Source organism: Micromonospora sp. B006, from assembly GCF_003408515.1.
Lineage (GTDB): Bacteria > Actinomycetota > Actinomycetes > Mycobacteriales > Micromonosporaceae > Micromonospora > Micromonospora echinospora_A.
In genome coordinates this window covers 4080905-4093623 of sequence record NZ_CP030865.1, presented here as the reverse complement: position 1 = coordinate 4093623, position 12719 = coordinate 4080905, and the positions used below count along the sequence as shown (strand labels likewise).

The 12719-nt window shown below is 69.5% G+C and carries 17 protein-coding genes and 1 other RNA gene; 11 read left to right on the top strand and 7 right to left on the bottom strand.

Annotation, left to right across the window (positions count from 1 at the left end; genetic code table 11):
- Positions 1-41: 41 nt before the first annotated feature.
- Together MicB006_RS18190 and mctP are read left to right on the top strand one after the other, a co-directional pair.
- Positions 42-284 carry a DUF3311 domain-containing protein gene (locus MicB006_RS18190; RefSeq protein ID WP_073831908.1) on the top strand — a complete coding sequence of 81 codons (243 nt, stop codon included), beginning with the start codon at positions 42-44 and terminating at the stop codon, positions 282-284.
- On the top strand, positions 284-1936 hold the full coding sequence (gene mctP, locus MicB006_RS18185) for a monocarboxylate uptake permease MctP (protein WP_116507704.1): 1653 nt from the start codon (positions 284-286) through the stop codon (positions 1934-1936). The genes MicB006_RS18190 and mctP overlap by 1 nt, the downstream gene beginning before the upstream one ends.
- A 55-nt stretch (positions 1937-1991) precedes the next feature.
- On the opposite strand, the gene MicB006_RS18180 is transcribed toward mctP, so the two are convergent.
- Positions 1992-2474, bottom strand: coding sequence for a MarR family winged helix-turn-helix transcriptional regulator (locus tag MicB006_RS18180; protein WP_225980408.1), 483 nt, complete (start codon positions 2472-2474; stop codon positions 1992-1994).
- Between the two features lie 74 nt (positions 2475-2548).
- On the opposite strand from MicB006_RS18180, the gene MicB006_RS18175 reads away from it, so the two are divergent.
- Complete coding sequence (locus MicB006_RS18175) at positions 2549-3739, top strand: MFS transporter (RefSeq protein WP_225980826.1); 1191 nt, start codon at positions 2549-2551, stop codon at positions 3737-3739.
- A 24-nt stretch (positions 3740-3763) separates the two neighbouring features.
- Here the strand turns inward: MicB006_RS18175 and MicB006_RS18170 are convergent, their stop codons facing one another.
- Complete coding sequence (locus MicB006_RS18170) at positions 3764-4525, bottom strand: sulfite exporter TauE/SafE family protein (protein WP_116507702.1); 762 nt, start codon at positions 4523-4525, stop codon at positions 3764-3766.
- 194 nt (positions 4526-4719) lie between these two features.
- On the opposite strand from MicB006_RS18170, the gene rnpB reads away from it, so the two are divergent.
- The 5 genes from rnpB (at position 4720) to MicB006_RS18145 (ending at position 7786) form a co-directional block, all read left to right on the top strand.
- Positions 4720-5128, top strand: an RNA gene (rnpB, locus tag MicB006_RS18165) — RNase P RNA component class A.
- A 259-nt stretch (positions 5129-5387) separates the two neighbouring features.
- Positions 5388-5780 carry a tautomerase family protein gene (locus MicB006_RS18160; protein ID WP_116511570.1) on the top strand — a complete coding sequence of 131 codons (393 nt, stop codon included), beginning with the start codon at positions 5388-5390 and terminating at the stop codon, positions 5778-5780.
- A gap of 166 nt (positions 5781-5946) precedes the next feature.
- Complete coding sequence (locus MicB006_RS18155; protein ID WP_116507700.1) at positions 5947-6186, top strand: tyrosine-type recombinase/integrase; 240 nt, start codon at positions 5947-5949, stop codon at positions 6184-6186.
- 50 nt (positions 6187-6236) lie between these two features.
- Positions 6237-6593 carry a hypothetical protein gene (locus MicB006_RS18150; RefSeq protein WP_116507698.1) on the top strand — a complete coding sequence of 119 codons (357 nt, stop codon included), beginning with the start codon at positions 6237-6239 and terminating at the stop codon, positions 6591-6593.
- A gap of 620 nt (positions 6594-7213) precedes the next feature.
- Complete coding sequence (locus tag MicB006_RS18145) at positions 7214-7786, top strand: hypothetical protein (protein WP_152037852.1); 573 nt, start codon at positions 7214-7216, stop codon at positions 7784-7786.
- A gap of 402 nt (positions 7787-8188) precedes the next feature.
- Here MicB006_RS18145 and MicB006_RS18140 read toward each other — a convergent pair whose 3' ends face one another.
- Both MicB006_RS18140 and MicB006_RS18135 read right to left on the bottom strand, forming a co-directional pair.
- Positions 8189-8608: a DUF3592 domain-containing protein gene (locus MicB006_RS18140; RefSeq protein WP_116507693.1), complete on the bottom strand. Its 420-nt coding sequence runs from the start codon at positions 8606-8608 to the stop codon at positions 8189-8191.
- Between the two features lie 79 nt (positions 8609-8687).
- Positions 8688-9026, bottom strand: a complete 339-nt coding sequence (locus MicB006_RS18135) for an Imm1 family immunity protein (protein WP_116507691.1) — start codon at positions 9024-9026, stop codon at positions 8688-8690.
- A gap of 181 nt (positions 9027-9207) precedes the next feature.
- On the opposite strand from MicB006_RS18135, the gene MicB006_RS18130 reads away from it, so the two are divergent.
- Positions 9208-9534 (top strand): DUF6331 family protein, encoded by a 327-nt coding sequence (locus MicB006_RS18130; RefSeq protein WP_116511568.1) that lies wholly within the window; start codon positions 9208-9210, stop codon positions 9532-9534.
- A gap of 73 nt (positions 9535-9607) precedes the next feature.
- Here the strand turns inward: MicB006_RS18130 and MicB006_RS18125 are convergent, their stop codons facing one another.
- Positions 9608-9940 (bottom strand): hypothetical protein, encoded by a 333-nt coding sequence (locus MicB006_RS18125; protein ID WP_116507689.1) that lies wholly within the window; start codon positions 9938-9940, stop codon positions 9608-9610.
- Between the two features lie 63 nt (positions 9941-10003).
- Between MicB006_RS18125 and MicB006_RS18120 the strand changes: the two genes are divergently transcribed.
- Both MicB006_RS18120 and MicB006_RS18115 read left to right on the top strand, forming a co-directional pair.
- Positions 10004-10399 carry a VOC family protein gene (locus tag MicB006_RS18120; protein ID WP_116507688.1) on the top strand — a complete coding sequence of 132 codons (396 nt, stop codon included), beginning with the start codon at positions 10004-10006 and terminating at the stop codon, positions 10397-10399.
- Positions 10400-10624: 225 nt separating this feature from the next.
- Positions 10625-11581, top strand: coding sequence for a threonine/serine dehydratase (locus tag MicB006_RS18115; RefSeq protein ID WP_116511565.1), 957 nt, complete (start codon positions 10625-10627; stop codon positions 11579-11581).
- A 167-nt stretch (positions 11582-11748) separates the two neighbouring features.
- Here MicB006_RS18115 and MicB006_RS18110 read toward each other — a convergent pair whose 3' ends face one another.
- Positions 11749-12234: a roadblock/LC7 domain-containing protein gene (locus tag MicB006_RS18110; RefSeq protein ID WP_116507686.1), complete on the bottom strand. Its 486-nt coding sequence runs from the start codon at positions 12232-12234 to the stop codon at positions 11749-11751.
- Positions 12231-12602 carry a hypothetical protein gene (locus MicB006_RS18105; RefSeq protein ID WP_013287772.1) on the bottom strand — a complete coding sequence of 124 codons (372 nt, stop codon included), beginning with the start codon at positions 12600-12602 and terminating at the stop codon, positions 12231-12233. The genes MicB006_RS18110 and MicB006_RS18105 overlap by 4 nt, the downstream gene beginning before the upstream one ends.
- Positions 12603-12719: the final 117 nt, after the last annotated feature.

Genomic DNA, 12719 nt, shown 5'->3' with positions numbered 1-12719 from the left:
GGCCGTCACATGGCCCGCTACGAATGCCCGGAGGGTGTCACATGTCCGAACCGGAACCGGAGGCGCTCGACACGGCGCGATCCAGGGCGAAGGACAAGAGTCCCTGGAACTGGTTGCTCTTCATCCCGATCGTGGTGCCGCTGATCCCGGCGCTGTTCAACGCCGACTCGCCCCGGCTGTTCGGCTTCCCGCGCTTCTACTGGCTGCAACTGGCCTGGATCCTGCTGGGCGTCGCCACCACCACGCTGGTCTACCAGATGACCAAGAAGCGGGGTGACCGCTGATGTGGCGGGACCACCTCACCGAGATCATCGTCTTCACGCTGCTGTTCCTGCTGGTCAGCGCCATGGGCTTCGTGGCGGCCCGGTGGCGCAGACCAAGAGACATGGCCCACCTGGACGAGTGGGGGCTGGGTGGGCGCAGCTTCGGCGGCTGGATCACCTGGTTCCTGGTCGGCGGTGACCTCTACACCGCGTACACGTTCGTGGCGGTCCCGGCGCTCATCTTCGGAGCCGGCGCGGCGGGGTTCTTCGCGGTGCCGTACACGATCGTCATCTACCCCCTGGTGTTCCTGGTGCTGTGCCGGCTCTGGTCGGTCTCGCACCGGCACGGCTTCGTCACGCCCGCCGACTTCGTCCGCAACCGGTTCGGCTCGCCGATCCTGGCGCTGCTCGTCGCGATCACCGGCATCGTCGCCACCATGCCGTACATCGCGCTGCAACTGGTCGGCATCGAGGCGGTGCTCAAGACCATGGGCGTCACCGGGGACAGCGCGCTGGCCCGGCACCTGCCGATCATCATCGCGTTCGCGATCCTGGCCGCGTACACGTACCAGTCCGGGCTGCGCGCGCCGGCGCTGATCGCGTTCGTCAAGGACTCGCTGATCTACATCGTGATCCTGGTCGCGGTGATCTGGCTGCCGTACAAGCTCGGCGGCTGGGGTGCCATCTTCGACGCCGCCGACGCGAAGTTCCAGGCGTCACCGGCGCCCGGCGACGGCATCCTGCTGAATCAGAACAACCAGATCCAGTACGTGACGCTGGCGTTCGGCTCGGCGCTGGCGCTGTTCCTCTACCCGCACAGCATCACCGGTGTGCTGGCCAGCCGGAACCGCGACGTGATCAAGCGGAACATGTCCGCGCTGCCCGCGTACAGCCTGCTGCTGGGGTTGATCGCGCTGCTCGGCTACATGGCCATCGCGGCCAACGTGAAGCCGCTGCCCGGCGCGAAGGAGGGCACCACCGACGGCAACACAGTGGTGCCGCTGCTGTTCGACCAGCAGTTCCCGGACTGGTTCGCCGGGGTCGCCTACGCCGCCATCGGCATCGGCGCCCTGGTCCCCGCGGCGATCATGTCGATCGCGGCGGCGAACCTGTTCACCCGCAACATCTACAAGGAGTACCTGAAGCGGGACGCCACCCCGGCGCAGGAGGCGAACGTCTCGAAGATCACCTCGCTGGTGGTGAAGGTCGGCGCGGTGGCCTGCATCGTCTTCCTCGACCCGCAGTTCTCCATCGACCTCCAGCTCATCGGCGGCGTGATCATCCTGCAGACGCTGCCGGCGGTGGCGCTGGGCCTCTACACCCGCTGGTTCCACAGGGGCGCGCTGATCGCCGGCTGGGCGGCCGGCATGGGCCTGGGCATGTGGATGCTCTACCAGATCGGCAACCCGGCGACCGGCAAGAAGCACTTCGCCGGGTCGGCGTTCCCGCTGGAGAAGTTCGGCTTCGACACGCCGAAGACCATCTACGTGGGCATCGTGGCGGTGCTGGTGAACCTGGCGGTGGCCGCGCTGCTCACGCTGGTGCTGCGGGCCGCGAAGGTGGCCGACGGCCCCGACCACACCACGCCGGACGACTACTTCGCCGACGAGGGCGATCCGCGCGTCACGGCCTCCGCCGATCGCGCCGACCCCGCCCCCGAACCGGTCCCGTGAAAGGAAGGGCCCCTTATTAACGCATTCTGCATAATAAGGGGCCCTTCCTAACACCTCAGCGGCGGCGGTTGCGTGCGTCGAGCGCCTCGTTGAGGCGGTGCAACATGTCCGCGAGCGTCTCCCGGTCCGCCTCGGGCCAGGCGGCGAGGATGTCGCCGTACAGCCGGGTGCGGGCCGCCCGCACGGCGGCCATCCGCTGGAGGCCGGCCGCCGTCGCGGAGATCACCGTGCCGCGCCCGTCGGCCGGGTCGGGGGTACGCGAGATCAGGCCGTCGCGCTGGAGCGCGGAGACCTGCCGGGTGACTGTGGAGCCGTCCAGGCTCAGCCGCGCGGCGAGCGCCGAGACGTTCTGCGGGCCGGCCGCGTCCAGGTGTCGCAGGATCACGTACGCGGCGCGGTCGAGCAGCCGGTGCTCCGTCGTGCCGGTGCCCCGGCGGGTGGCCTCGCCCAGTCGCATCAGCAACGCGACTTCGGTTTCGATCCGGCCGAGGGTGGCCTCGTGGGTGTGGTCGTCGCCGCTTATAGCTGTATCATACAAGGAAAATACCTGTACGATACAGCTAAATGGGAGGTTGCGGAGTGGATCGCTGATCCGAGCCCAACCGCAGTGCCATCTACGCCACCACGCTCGTCGCGTTCCTCGCCATCGCCGGCATCGCCGTCGTCGACCCGATCCTGCCCGCCATCGGCGATGCGATCGGCGTCACCGCCTGGCAGGTCGAGTTGCTCTTCACCGCGTACATCGCGGTCATGGCCCTCGGCATGATCCCGGCGACGCTGGCCAGCGGGCGGTTCGGTTTCAAGCCGGTGCTCGTCACCGGCGTCTCCGTCGTCGGCCTCGCCGCGATCCTCGCCTCGTTCAGCAACGACATCGTGCAGCTCTCCGTGCTGCGCGGCGTCTGGGGCCTGGGCAACGCGATGTTCTTCGCCACCGCCATGGTGGTGCTGGTCAGCCTGGCGAACGACAGGGAATGGGTGGTCGGCCTGTTCGAGACCGCCCTCGGCCTCGGCTTCGCCGTCGGCCCGCTCATCGGCGGCCTGCTCGGCCAGGTGAGCTGGCGGCTGCCGTTCTTCGTCTGCGGCGTGTTCATGGTGCTCGCGCTCGGCGTCGCCGCCCGCAAGCTGCGCGAACCGGCCCACAAGCAACAGCCGGTACGCCTCGGCCAGATCTTCGCCACCTACCGCAAGCCCGCGTTCGTGACGCTCTGCGTGGTCACCGCCGCGTACAACTTCGTCTTCTTCGTCGTACTCGGCTACACGCCGCTGTTCCTGCGCCTCGACGTCATCCCGCTCGGTCTGGCGTTCACCGGCTGGGGCCTCGGCCTCGCCGCCGGCATCCTGCTGATCGGGCACCGGCTCGCCCACCGCATCGGCGCGGTGCAGACCGTCGGCGTCGCCCTGCTCGGCCTGCTGGTCTGCATGGTCCTGTTCGCCACCTCCACCGGCACCGCCATGTCGCTCGTCGTCCTGGTCGTCGCCGGCCTGTTCATGGGCCTCGCCAACGCCAACCTGACCGACCTGGCGTTGGGGCTCGGCTCCGCCGACCGCCGCGTTGCCACCGGCGCGTTCAACCTGGTCCGCTGGGGCGCCGCCGCGCCCGCGCCGATCATCTCCGGCAAGCTGGCCGAGCACAGCCTCGCGCTGCCGTTCTGGGTCGGCTTCGCGGTGCTCGCCGCCGGTGTGCTGGTCTACCTGGCGTTCGGTCACCTGATGGCGGCCGGCTACGGCGAACGGGTCATCTGGAACCGGGCCGCCCGCCGCGCCGAGCGAGCCCCGGAGGAGCCGGTCGGGGAGGCCTACTGACCGGCCCGGCCCGGCCCGGTCGCGTCAGGTCAGCGCCCGCCACAGCAGGTAGCACCCGATGACCGTGCCGAACACCACGATCACCGTCTTCAACACCACCTGCGGAAGCCGGCGGGCCAGCCGCGCGCCCGCGTACCCACCGAACAGGGTGGCCGGCGCGACCACCGCGACCGCTGCCCAGTTCACCGGGCCGAACAGGGCGAACACGATGAGCGTGGTCAACCCCACCACGGCCGAGAGCAGGTTCTTCACCGCCGACACCCGGGCCAGCGTCGCGTCCAGCACCAGCGCCAGCCCGGCCACCAGCATCACCCCGAGGGCCGCGCCGAAGTAGCCTCCGTACACAGTGCCGAGCGCGACCATGGTCTGAACCGTGACGGTACGGCGGCGCGCGCCCAGCCGTTCCGGATGGCCGACCAGCCGGCGCAGCGGTCCCTGGAACGCGAGTACGGCGGTCGCGCCGAGCACCAGGAACGGCACCACCAGTTCGAACGCGCGCGCCGGGGTCGCCAGCAGCAGCGCGCACCCGGCGATCGTGCCGAGTACCGCGGTGGGCAGCAGCGACCACAGCTCCCGCCCGCGCGGCAGGTCCATCCGGCTGCCCGCCACGCTCGCCACGTACCCGGGAAAGACCGACACCGAGTTGGAGACGTTCGCCGCCACCGGCGGCAGGCCGGTCGCGATCATCGCCGGAAACGTGATCAGTGAGCCACCACCGGCCACCGCGTTGACTGTGCCCGCGGCGAGACCGGCGGCGATCAGGAGCGCGGCGTCGGAGAGATCCATGGTCCCCCGAGGCTAGTCGGTCCGGTTCCCGGCCGGTGGGCCGTCGTTTCCGCGGGTTTCCGCGCCAGCTCGGGGAAGTGGCTGTATCGAGGGCCGGTTGATGCCGCCACCTCCCCGAAGTTGCGGGCGCGCCCTGGTGGGCCGGGGCGGAAATGGGCGGGGTGGGTGCGTCGTTAGGATGAAGGTGCGACGGACGAGTCGACCGGGCGGTCGCGTCGACGGGCTCCGGCCCGTCGCCGAGGAACGTCCGGACTCCACAGGGCAGGGTGGTTGCTAACGGCAACCCGGGGTGACCCGCGGGACAGTGCCACAGAAAACAGACCGCCGGCCCGTTACGGGACGGTAAGGGTGAAACGGTGGGGTAAGAGCCCACCAGCACCCCGGGTGACCGGGGTGGCTCGGTAAACCCCACCCGGAGCAAGGCCAAGAAAGGGCCGTCACCGCAAGATGACGACCCGCGCAGACGCTTGAGGGCTGCCCGCCCGATGTCTGCGGGTAGGCCGCTGGAGCCTGCCGGCAACGGCAGGCCGAGATGGATGGCCGCCGCCGGTGCGCCTACGGGCGTGCCGGGCACAGAATCCGGCGTACAGGTCGACTCGTCCGTCGCCCACCAGCTCAGAGCTTCGATCATGGCTCTGAGCTGGTTCTATGTTCGGGCGTCGATGGTCGTTCATGGTCAACATTGGGCGGCGTTTGACGCCCTGACGACGCCCTGACGCCCTGGAGGCGCCCTGAGCGCCGGCTCAGTTCGGCGACAGGATGGAAATCGCTTCCGGCATGCGGACGACGGGCCCTACCCTGCTTGCTCGCAGACGATCCGGTCACTGGCCCGCCGCTGCAATCCGACACCGAGGAGTTGCCGATGCCCCACGTGACGCTTTACGCGCTTGAAGAGGAACTGGTCGGGCATGAACCCCACCTCATCGAGGAACTGACCAATGCCGTCGCCTCCGTGTATGGCGCGTGGGCTAGAAGTTCGGTGGATGTCAGGCTGATCGGCGTTCCTACCGGTCGATGGGCCCGCGGCGGAGCGGCGGTCACTACAGCAGCCCCCTCGGTCACCTTCGGCATGCGGGAGGAAGTGTTCGCGCGAGAGGACGCAGCCAGAGTCATCGCACAACTCGTCTCCGCCTTCACCGAAGCCGTTACTGCCGTGTTCGGCGAGGATTGTCGCGACGAAGTGCTCGTCGAGCTGGTCGGCCAGCCCACGTCCCGGTCCGGGCTCGGCGGGAAGGTCATAAGTGTCGGCAGCTAGTGGGATCTCTTCCCGAGTCGGACTGGCTATGGCGCTGCGGGCCGCCTGAGGGCCGCCGTTCGATGGTTCCGGAGCGGAGCCGTCGGCTGTGGGGGAGGGCCGAGCACCTCCTGGCGGTGGAGCTGGTGCCGCGACCCGCTGATCCGGTGGCAAGCCAGTCCCGGGGTTGGACTGGCGCCCCGCCGTACTCGCGGCCGGCATCACGCCGACCCAGGCCACCGGCATGCACGCGCTGCGCCACTTCTACGCCTCGTCGCTGCTCGACGCGGGGGAGAGCATCAAGGCCCTGGCTTCGTACCTCGGCCACGCCGACCCCGGCTTCACGCTCCGGGTCTACACGCACCTGATGCCGGCCAGCGAGGAACGCACCCGGCGCGCGATAGATGATCTGTTCGCGGCATCGTAGATCCCGAAAGCGCCGTCACCCGAGATACGTCGACAGGCAGGATGCGACAGATGGACCGACACGCCCTCCGACCCGGTGATCACGTCGAGCTTGCCTGCGAAGCGGTCGAGTGGGTGGACCGGACCTTCTTCCCGGCCGTGGTACGGGTCGTGTTCACCGATGCGCAGAGCCGCGCATGGTCGCTCGTAGACAAGGCGCCCATCTTCGGTAGCGACCTCGATGCCGAGTCAACGTTGCCTACGCCGGCTGCGGTGCGGTGCGTCGTCAAGGAGATCCGCGACATGCCTGCCGCCTCGTCGATGCCGCTGGTCCTGGTCTCGACCGAGCCTGACGGCGTTGCGGCCGAGGACGGAACGGCCGTCTTCCTCGTCTCCGTGGATCTCCTGGGTCCGGCGGTATCCAGATAGTAGTCGGGCGCGATCCGGTCGGCTTGCGACCCGGCGGAAGTGCCGTCGTCGAGGCTTCCGAAATTTCGCCAGACGCCCTGGCGGCGCCCTGAGAGGGTGTCAGAAGGGTAAAACGCCTGCTCAGAGTGCGTGCACCCTTCACAATCCGGTGTACAGGTCGGCTCGTCCGTCGCCCACCAGGTCGCAGCCTCGATCAAGGCTGCGACTTCCGCGTATGTCCGGATGTCTATCGGTGTTGGTGGTCGTCATTGGTCCCCGTTCGACGCACTGAAGACGACCCTGGGAACGCCCGGATCTTGAACGTGGAGCGTCAGTTTGGAAGGGTGCGCTCAGGCGGTCGCGATGCCCGAAACGCCTGCGGGCGGCGGCCGGTCCGGTTGCGTCTCATGCCCGCTCGTGCCCGCGCGCCGCGGTTACCGGCCCACGAATGGCCCGTGCTGCCTTCCGGTGAGAAGAACGTCAGGGTGGCTGGTCCGGCACTGCACGCCTGGTCAACCTGTCCAACGTCGTCGGGCCTGGTCGGCGTCTGCGGATGGCCTTGGCTGTACGGGCGGCTCTACGGCCGGGCGACCTGCTGGTGTGAAGAGACCTAGGCTGACGTCCATGTCGTGGAGCATGCGGTGATCGACCTGGACGAGCACAATCACCAGTCGGCGGAGTCGGGTACCAGCGTCCATGACCGTCTCGTGGTCCGACAGAAGATGACGCTGCGGCTCGTCGCCGCTTTCGTGGTCGGCGTTGTGCTTGGCGGCTTCGGTGTCGGCCAACTGCGGGACTCGCGTGATCAGCGGGAGCGGAACGCCGTGGTCGCATTCGTGGCCTTCCCTCAATCGGCCGACTCTGGAAGTGCGGCCTCCGAGGGATCCGTCCGACTGTCCGGGTATTTGGCGTTGGCCAACGCCGGCCCTGGGCCGATCACCGTTCGTCAGGTTCATGCAAAGAGGCCGGGCGTCGTCATACACAGCATCGGATCGCCCCGGCTGTTACCCGCTGGCAGTACCGGTCAGCTCGCGGTCGAGCTGTGGTTCGAGTGCTCGGTCGCACGCCTCCAGCGAGAGCCGCTGCCGCTAGGGTTATCGGTCGAGACCGATGACAAGCAAGGCAGAGAGGTCAGCTACCCCGTCGCTCTCGTCGGAAGCGACTGGGAGCGCGATGCTCTGAGCAGGTGTTCACGCATCGGCGCGGTGGGCTGACGCGTAACGAACCAAGGCCAAGCGCTGAAGCGGATTTTCCCGTCGGGGGAGGCTGGTAGCCCTTGTGGTGCCCGGCGAGGTGATCTGCGGCGGCATCTCTGAGGAGGGTCGGGGTTCGGGGCGAGCCCCGAGGTCTTCAAGGTCCTGGTCATTCCCAAGCGTGGCTGGCCGGCCCGGCCGATGCCGGTCGGAGGTCGCCAGCAGGCCGGGGCCGGGTCGGCGCCGCCTTGATGCTGTCGAGCGAGGAGCGGGCAAGACGGGCGATGGACGAGCTGTTCGGCGGCGAGGAGGAGGCGTGACGCCCTACAGGCGCCCTGACGGGTGGTTGCGGTGGTGTTTCCGCAGCTCAACGCCGGTGCTGCGTCCAGTGTCCGGCGTGCAGGTCGACTCGTCCGTCGCCCATCAGCTCAAGACCTGATCAAGGCTCTGAGCTGGTCTTATGTCGGGCGCCTGTAGGAGCAGGTCCTCCGTCGCGTACCCGTCAGGTGTGGCAGCCCTGGTCGGATCCGTCCGGTCGACGCGTACATCGAGTACGTCCCCGACGTGGAACTCACTCTCGTCGAGTTCGCTGGAGAACCGCTTCCGGTGCCGCACGCCGTCGAGCGTGTAGTCCACGGTCAACCTCGTGGCGGCGAACGATCGACTGATCGTGAACCGTTCGACGTGAACCACCTGACCGGTCGTTTCGGCGCCGGCGAGTACCCGCTCGTCGATCGCCGTGGTCAGCCGAGCGTTGAGCAGCATCCCGCCGCCGACCAGAAGGGTGCCCAGGACAACCGCCAGGACCAACTTGAGTTCTCGTCGGCCGAACGGGCTCGCCATTGCCGGCCCTCCCAGCATCCTCGGGACGACTGCGTTGTAGCACGTCCTCGCTCGTCGCCCACCGCCATTGCCGCCTGCGCTACAACTCGCGCCACTGTCCTGCCCGGCCGGCATCACCCGTGCGGACGAACTCCTCGATGACCTGCCAGGCGCGTTCGAGATCGAGAACGACGTCCGCGGTGAACTCCACCAGGTCGTCCAGCACCAGTACCTCGGCATCCGCGTCCGCAGGGTCAACGGCGGCCAGCAGGGAAACGGCATCCTCGTCCGCCATCAGCTGGACGACCGCCGCCGACCCCGTGAACCCGAGCGTCAGCACCGGGAATGCGCCGTCGCCCCGCACTTCGAGATAGCCGCACCCCTGGGCACGCAGTTCCTCGAACCGCTCGACCAGACCGGCGACGTCCGACCGCTCCATTGGCACGAACCTGCCTGACGTCGGAGACGTGGCGCTCCACGAGATGTTCACCCGGCGACCTCCTCGACGATCACCAGGCTATGGCTCCGGATCGGCCGCCGAATTCGCAGGAGCGGTGCGGGGTGGCGGCGCTAGCATCGGCTACCCCGTCACCGTCGGCGGGCTCAGGAAGGGAGCGGCGATGGCGGACGTGTCGGTCGACGTGCCGTCGCCCCTGCGCACATGCGTCATCTTCTGCGAAGTCGAGTGCGTTCGCCTGTGCTGCGGGATCGACGCCGTCTCCACCGATCCCGCCCGCATCGAGGACTGGTGCCGTCAGGTGGGCTCGGCCGCGGTGATCGAGGCCCGCCGTCAGCTAGCCGAGTTGATCGAGGTGGTCGAGGACAGGTCCCATTGCGTCACGTCGGACTTCCTGAACCACCGCACACATGACGAGGCCGCACGGCGTGAGTTGCTGGACTTCCTGACCGCGCTCGATGCCGGACTGGCAGCCGGCGAAGCGTTGTGAGCGGTCGAGGCTGTCGACCCGGGCTCGATTCACGCCGGTGATGAGTCGCGTCGCCGTTCGACCGCAAGCCGGCTCACTCATCCCGCAGCGGCGGGGGCAGCGGCGCATCTCCCCGCAGCGCCATCTCGGCCAGTTCGACGCGCTCCGGGTGGAGTACGTCGTCGTAGAGGGGGTGGCCGGGCACGTTGATGCACCGTTGACCAGCCACCGCTTCACAGACCGGGCACTGGAGGAACAGGCCGCACTGCGGCACCAACTCGCTGCCCTGGGCCAGCGCACCCCGGCCGATCTTGACGAGCGCCCGGTACAGGTCGTCGTCCTGATGCCGGGCGGCGCCGGCTGCCACCTCCCGCATGCCCTCCCAGAACAGTTCTGCGGCCATCGGCTCGTCGATGTCGATACGCACGATCGGGAATACCCGCCCTCGGCGTGGTGGAACCTCTCTCTCCAGACTTGCGATGATCAGGTGGTGACCTCCTACGTGTCTCACACCACCGTGGACTGTGCCGACGCCTACGCCCTGTCCCGCTGGTGGGCAGCCGTCCTCGACTACCGGGAGGATCCGGACGACCCGAACGAGCCGGGCCACGAGGAGTGCATGATCTACTCGCGGGACGGGCGGCACCGCCTGCTCTTCATCGAGGTGCCGGACGCGAAGCAGGTCAAGAACCGCATCCACCTCGACCTGCGCCCGGTCGAGGGGACGCGCGACGAGGAACTGGCCCGGCTGACCGGGCTGGGTGCGACAGTGGTGACCGACCGGCGGGAGAACGACGGCACCGGCTGGGTGGTGCTCGCCGACCCCGAGGGCAACGAGTTCTGCATCCTCCGCAGCGACGCCGAGGTGGCCGCCACCCGGCCGTGACAGCGATCGAGCCCAGGCGCCGAGGCGCCCGGCCCGCTCCGGCTCCCACCGATCTTGGAGTTGTGGCGCCCAGAACGCCCCGTTCCACGAAGTTCGACAGGTGCCACAACTTCAAGATCGCCGGGGAGAGCGGGCGAGAGCGGGCGAGAACGGGGAGGGCGGCGAAGGGCGAGGGCAACCGAGGTGGCAAGAGGGCTGGCGGGCGACGTGTGGCACGCTGCGGTGGTGATCGAGCTTGCGGACATCCAGGCGGCCGCCGACCGGATCGCCGACGTCGTGGTGCACACCCCGACCCTGCCCAGCCCGGGACTGACCGAGCTGCTCGGCGTACCGGTCACCGCCAAGCTGGAGCTGCTGCAACGTACCGGATCGTTCAAGGCCCGGGGCGCGGCGGCCAAGCTGCTCGCGCTCGACGGCGCGGAGCGGGCGGCCGGCGTCGTGGCGGTCAGCGGCGGTAACCACGGCATCGCGGTCGCGGTGATGGCCGGCGCGCTCGGGGTGGCGGCGACCGTGGTGATGCCACGCAGCGCGCCCGCCCGTGCGGTCGAGGTCGCCCGCGCGGCCGGGGCGGACGTCCGGTTGACCGAGGACATGGCCGGCGCGTTCGCGCTGATGAACCGGCTGCGGGACGAGGGTGTGACGCTGCTGCACCCGTTCGACGACCCGATTGTGCTGGCCGGGCAGGGCACTGTCGGGCTGGAGCTGGCCGACGACGCCGGTGAGCTGACCGACGTGCTGGTCAGCATCGGCGGGGGCGCGCTGATCTCGGGCGTGGCGGCGGCGCTGCGGGCGCGCCGGCCGGGGGTACGCGTCTGGGGCGTGGAGACCGAGGGCGCGCAGGCGATGTCGCAGGCCCTCGCGAAGGGCGGCCCGGTCGAGGTGCCGTTGTCCTCGATCGTCACCACGCTCAGCGCGCCGACCGTCTCGCAGCTCACCTACGACCATGTGACAGCGCTGGTCAGCGACGTCCTCGTGGTCTCCGACGCCGAGGCGGTGCGGGGCACGCTGGAGCTGGCGGAGCACGCCAAGGTGTGGGCCGAGCCGGCCGCCGGTTGCCTGCTGCCCGCCGCCCGCCGGGTGGTCGAGCGGGTGGGCGGCGACGCCCGGCTGGGCCTGGTGGTCTGCGGCGGCAACGCCACGGTGGCCGACGTGACCACGTGGGCCGGCCGCTTCGGCGTCTGACCCGCCGCGCCACGCGGGCCGGCGTGACCGTCGCGACCGCGCAGCCCGACGCGCCGCGCACGGGACCGCCGCGCGTCGGCTCGCGACCGCCGCGCACGAGCCGCAGAACCTGGGGTACGCCGGCCGCCTCCGGTCCGGACGGGTGGGACCGGGACGACCGGCGTACGTCAGGACGTGGCCGGGCTGGCGCCGTCGAGCAGTTCGGCGAGCTTGGCCGCGGTGGTCGGGGCGTGCAGGTGCAGGCGCGCCACGTTGATGCTGTCCGTGCCGACCACGGCGAGCAGGGCCTGGCCGTTGATCGCGTACACGCTGAGGTAGCCGCCCGCGTTGCGCACCGTCGACTGCTGGAAGTCGCCCTGCCCGAGGCGGAGCCCGACCTGGCGGCCGAGTCCGTACGTGGTGGCGGCGAGTGCCGCCAGGTCGTCCGGGTCGGCGCGGTTCTGCAGGTTGTGCGTGACGAGCAGGCCGTCGACGCCGCCGAGGACGCACCCGTGCACGCCCGGGATCTGCAACCGCAGCGCGGACAGTTCCTGGGCGATGGCCGGGTACGGCAGGGCCGGGTTGCCGGCCAGCGAGGGCGGAAGCGCGCGTGGTGGCGGCAGGGTGCCGGTCTGGGCGCGCGTACGGCGGGGGAGGTCGTCCACCCGGCTCACAGTTCCAGGCTCTCCTCGATCGTGCGCAGTTGGTGCCGCGCCATCGCGAGGTTGGCCCGGCTCTTGCTCACCATCAGGTAGAGGAACAGACCCTTGCCGGTGCGGTTGCTCAGCGGGCGGATCAGGTGGTACTGGCTGCCGAGCGTGATCAGGATGTCCTCGATCTCGTCGTCGAGCTTGAGCATCTCGATGGTGCGCAGCTTGGCGCGTACCACGTCGGTGTTGCCGGCGGCGGCGACGGTCAGGTCGATCTCGCCGGTGCCCCCGGCGACGCCGAGGGTCATGCCACTTGTGTAGTCGACGAGCGCGGCGCCGATCGCGCCGTCGATGTTCATCGCGTTCTTCAGCGCGATGTCAAGGTTGCCCACGATTTCTCTCCCCAACTCGGGCCGCTGTCCGCTGGAAGCGCGACAGCGGATTCGTCCGTCGAGGCTCGCATATGGAGTCGTGTGATGCACCCGGGCCACCGGTGATCCACCTGAGCG

Excerpts from the sequence above, each read along its gene's own strand:
- MicB006_RS18190 (WP_073831908.1), top strand. The coding sequence starts at position 42 with ATGTCCGAACCGGAACCGGAGGCGCTCGACACGGCGCGATCCAGGGCG.
- mctP (WP_116507704.1), top strand. The coding sequence starts at position 284 with ATGTGGCGGGACCACCTCACCGAGATCATCGTCTTCACGCTGCTGTTC.
- MicB006_RS18170 (WP_116507702.1), bottom strand. The coding sequence starts at position 4,525 with ATGGATCTCTCCGACGCCGCGCTCCTGATCGCCGCCGGTCTCGCCGCG.
- MicB006_RS18160 (WP_116511570.1), top strand. The coding sequence starts at position 5,388 with ATGCCCCACGTGACGCTTTACGCGCTTGAAGAGGAACTGGTCGGGCAT.
- MicB006_RS18150 (WP_116507698.1), top strand. The coding sequence starts at position 6,237 with ATGGACCGACACGCCCTCCGACCCGGTGATCACGTCGAGCTTGCCTGC.
- MicB006_RS18140 (WP_116507693.1), bottom strand. The coding sequence starts at position 8,608 with ATGGCGAGCCCGTTCGGCCGACGAGAACTCAAGTTGGTCCTGGCGGTT.
- MicB006_RS18135 (WP_116507691.1), bottom strand. The coding sequence starts at position 9,026 with ATGGAGCGGTCGGACGTCGCCGGTCTGGTCGAGCGGTTCGAGGAACTG.
- MicB006_RS18130 (WP_116511568.1), top strand. The coding sequence starts at position 9,208 with ATGGCGGACGTGTCGGTCGACGTGCCGTCGCCCCTGCGCACATGCGTC.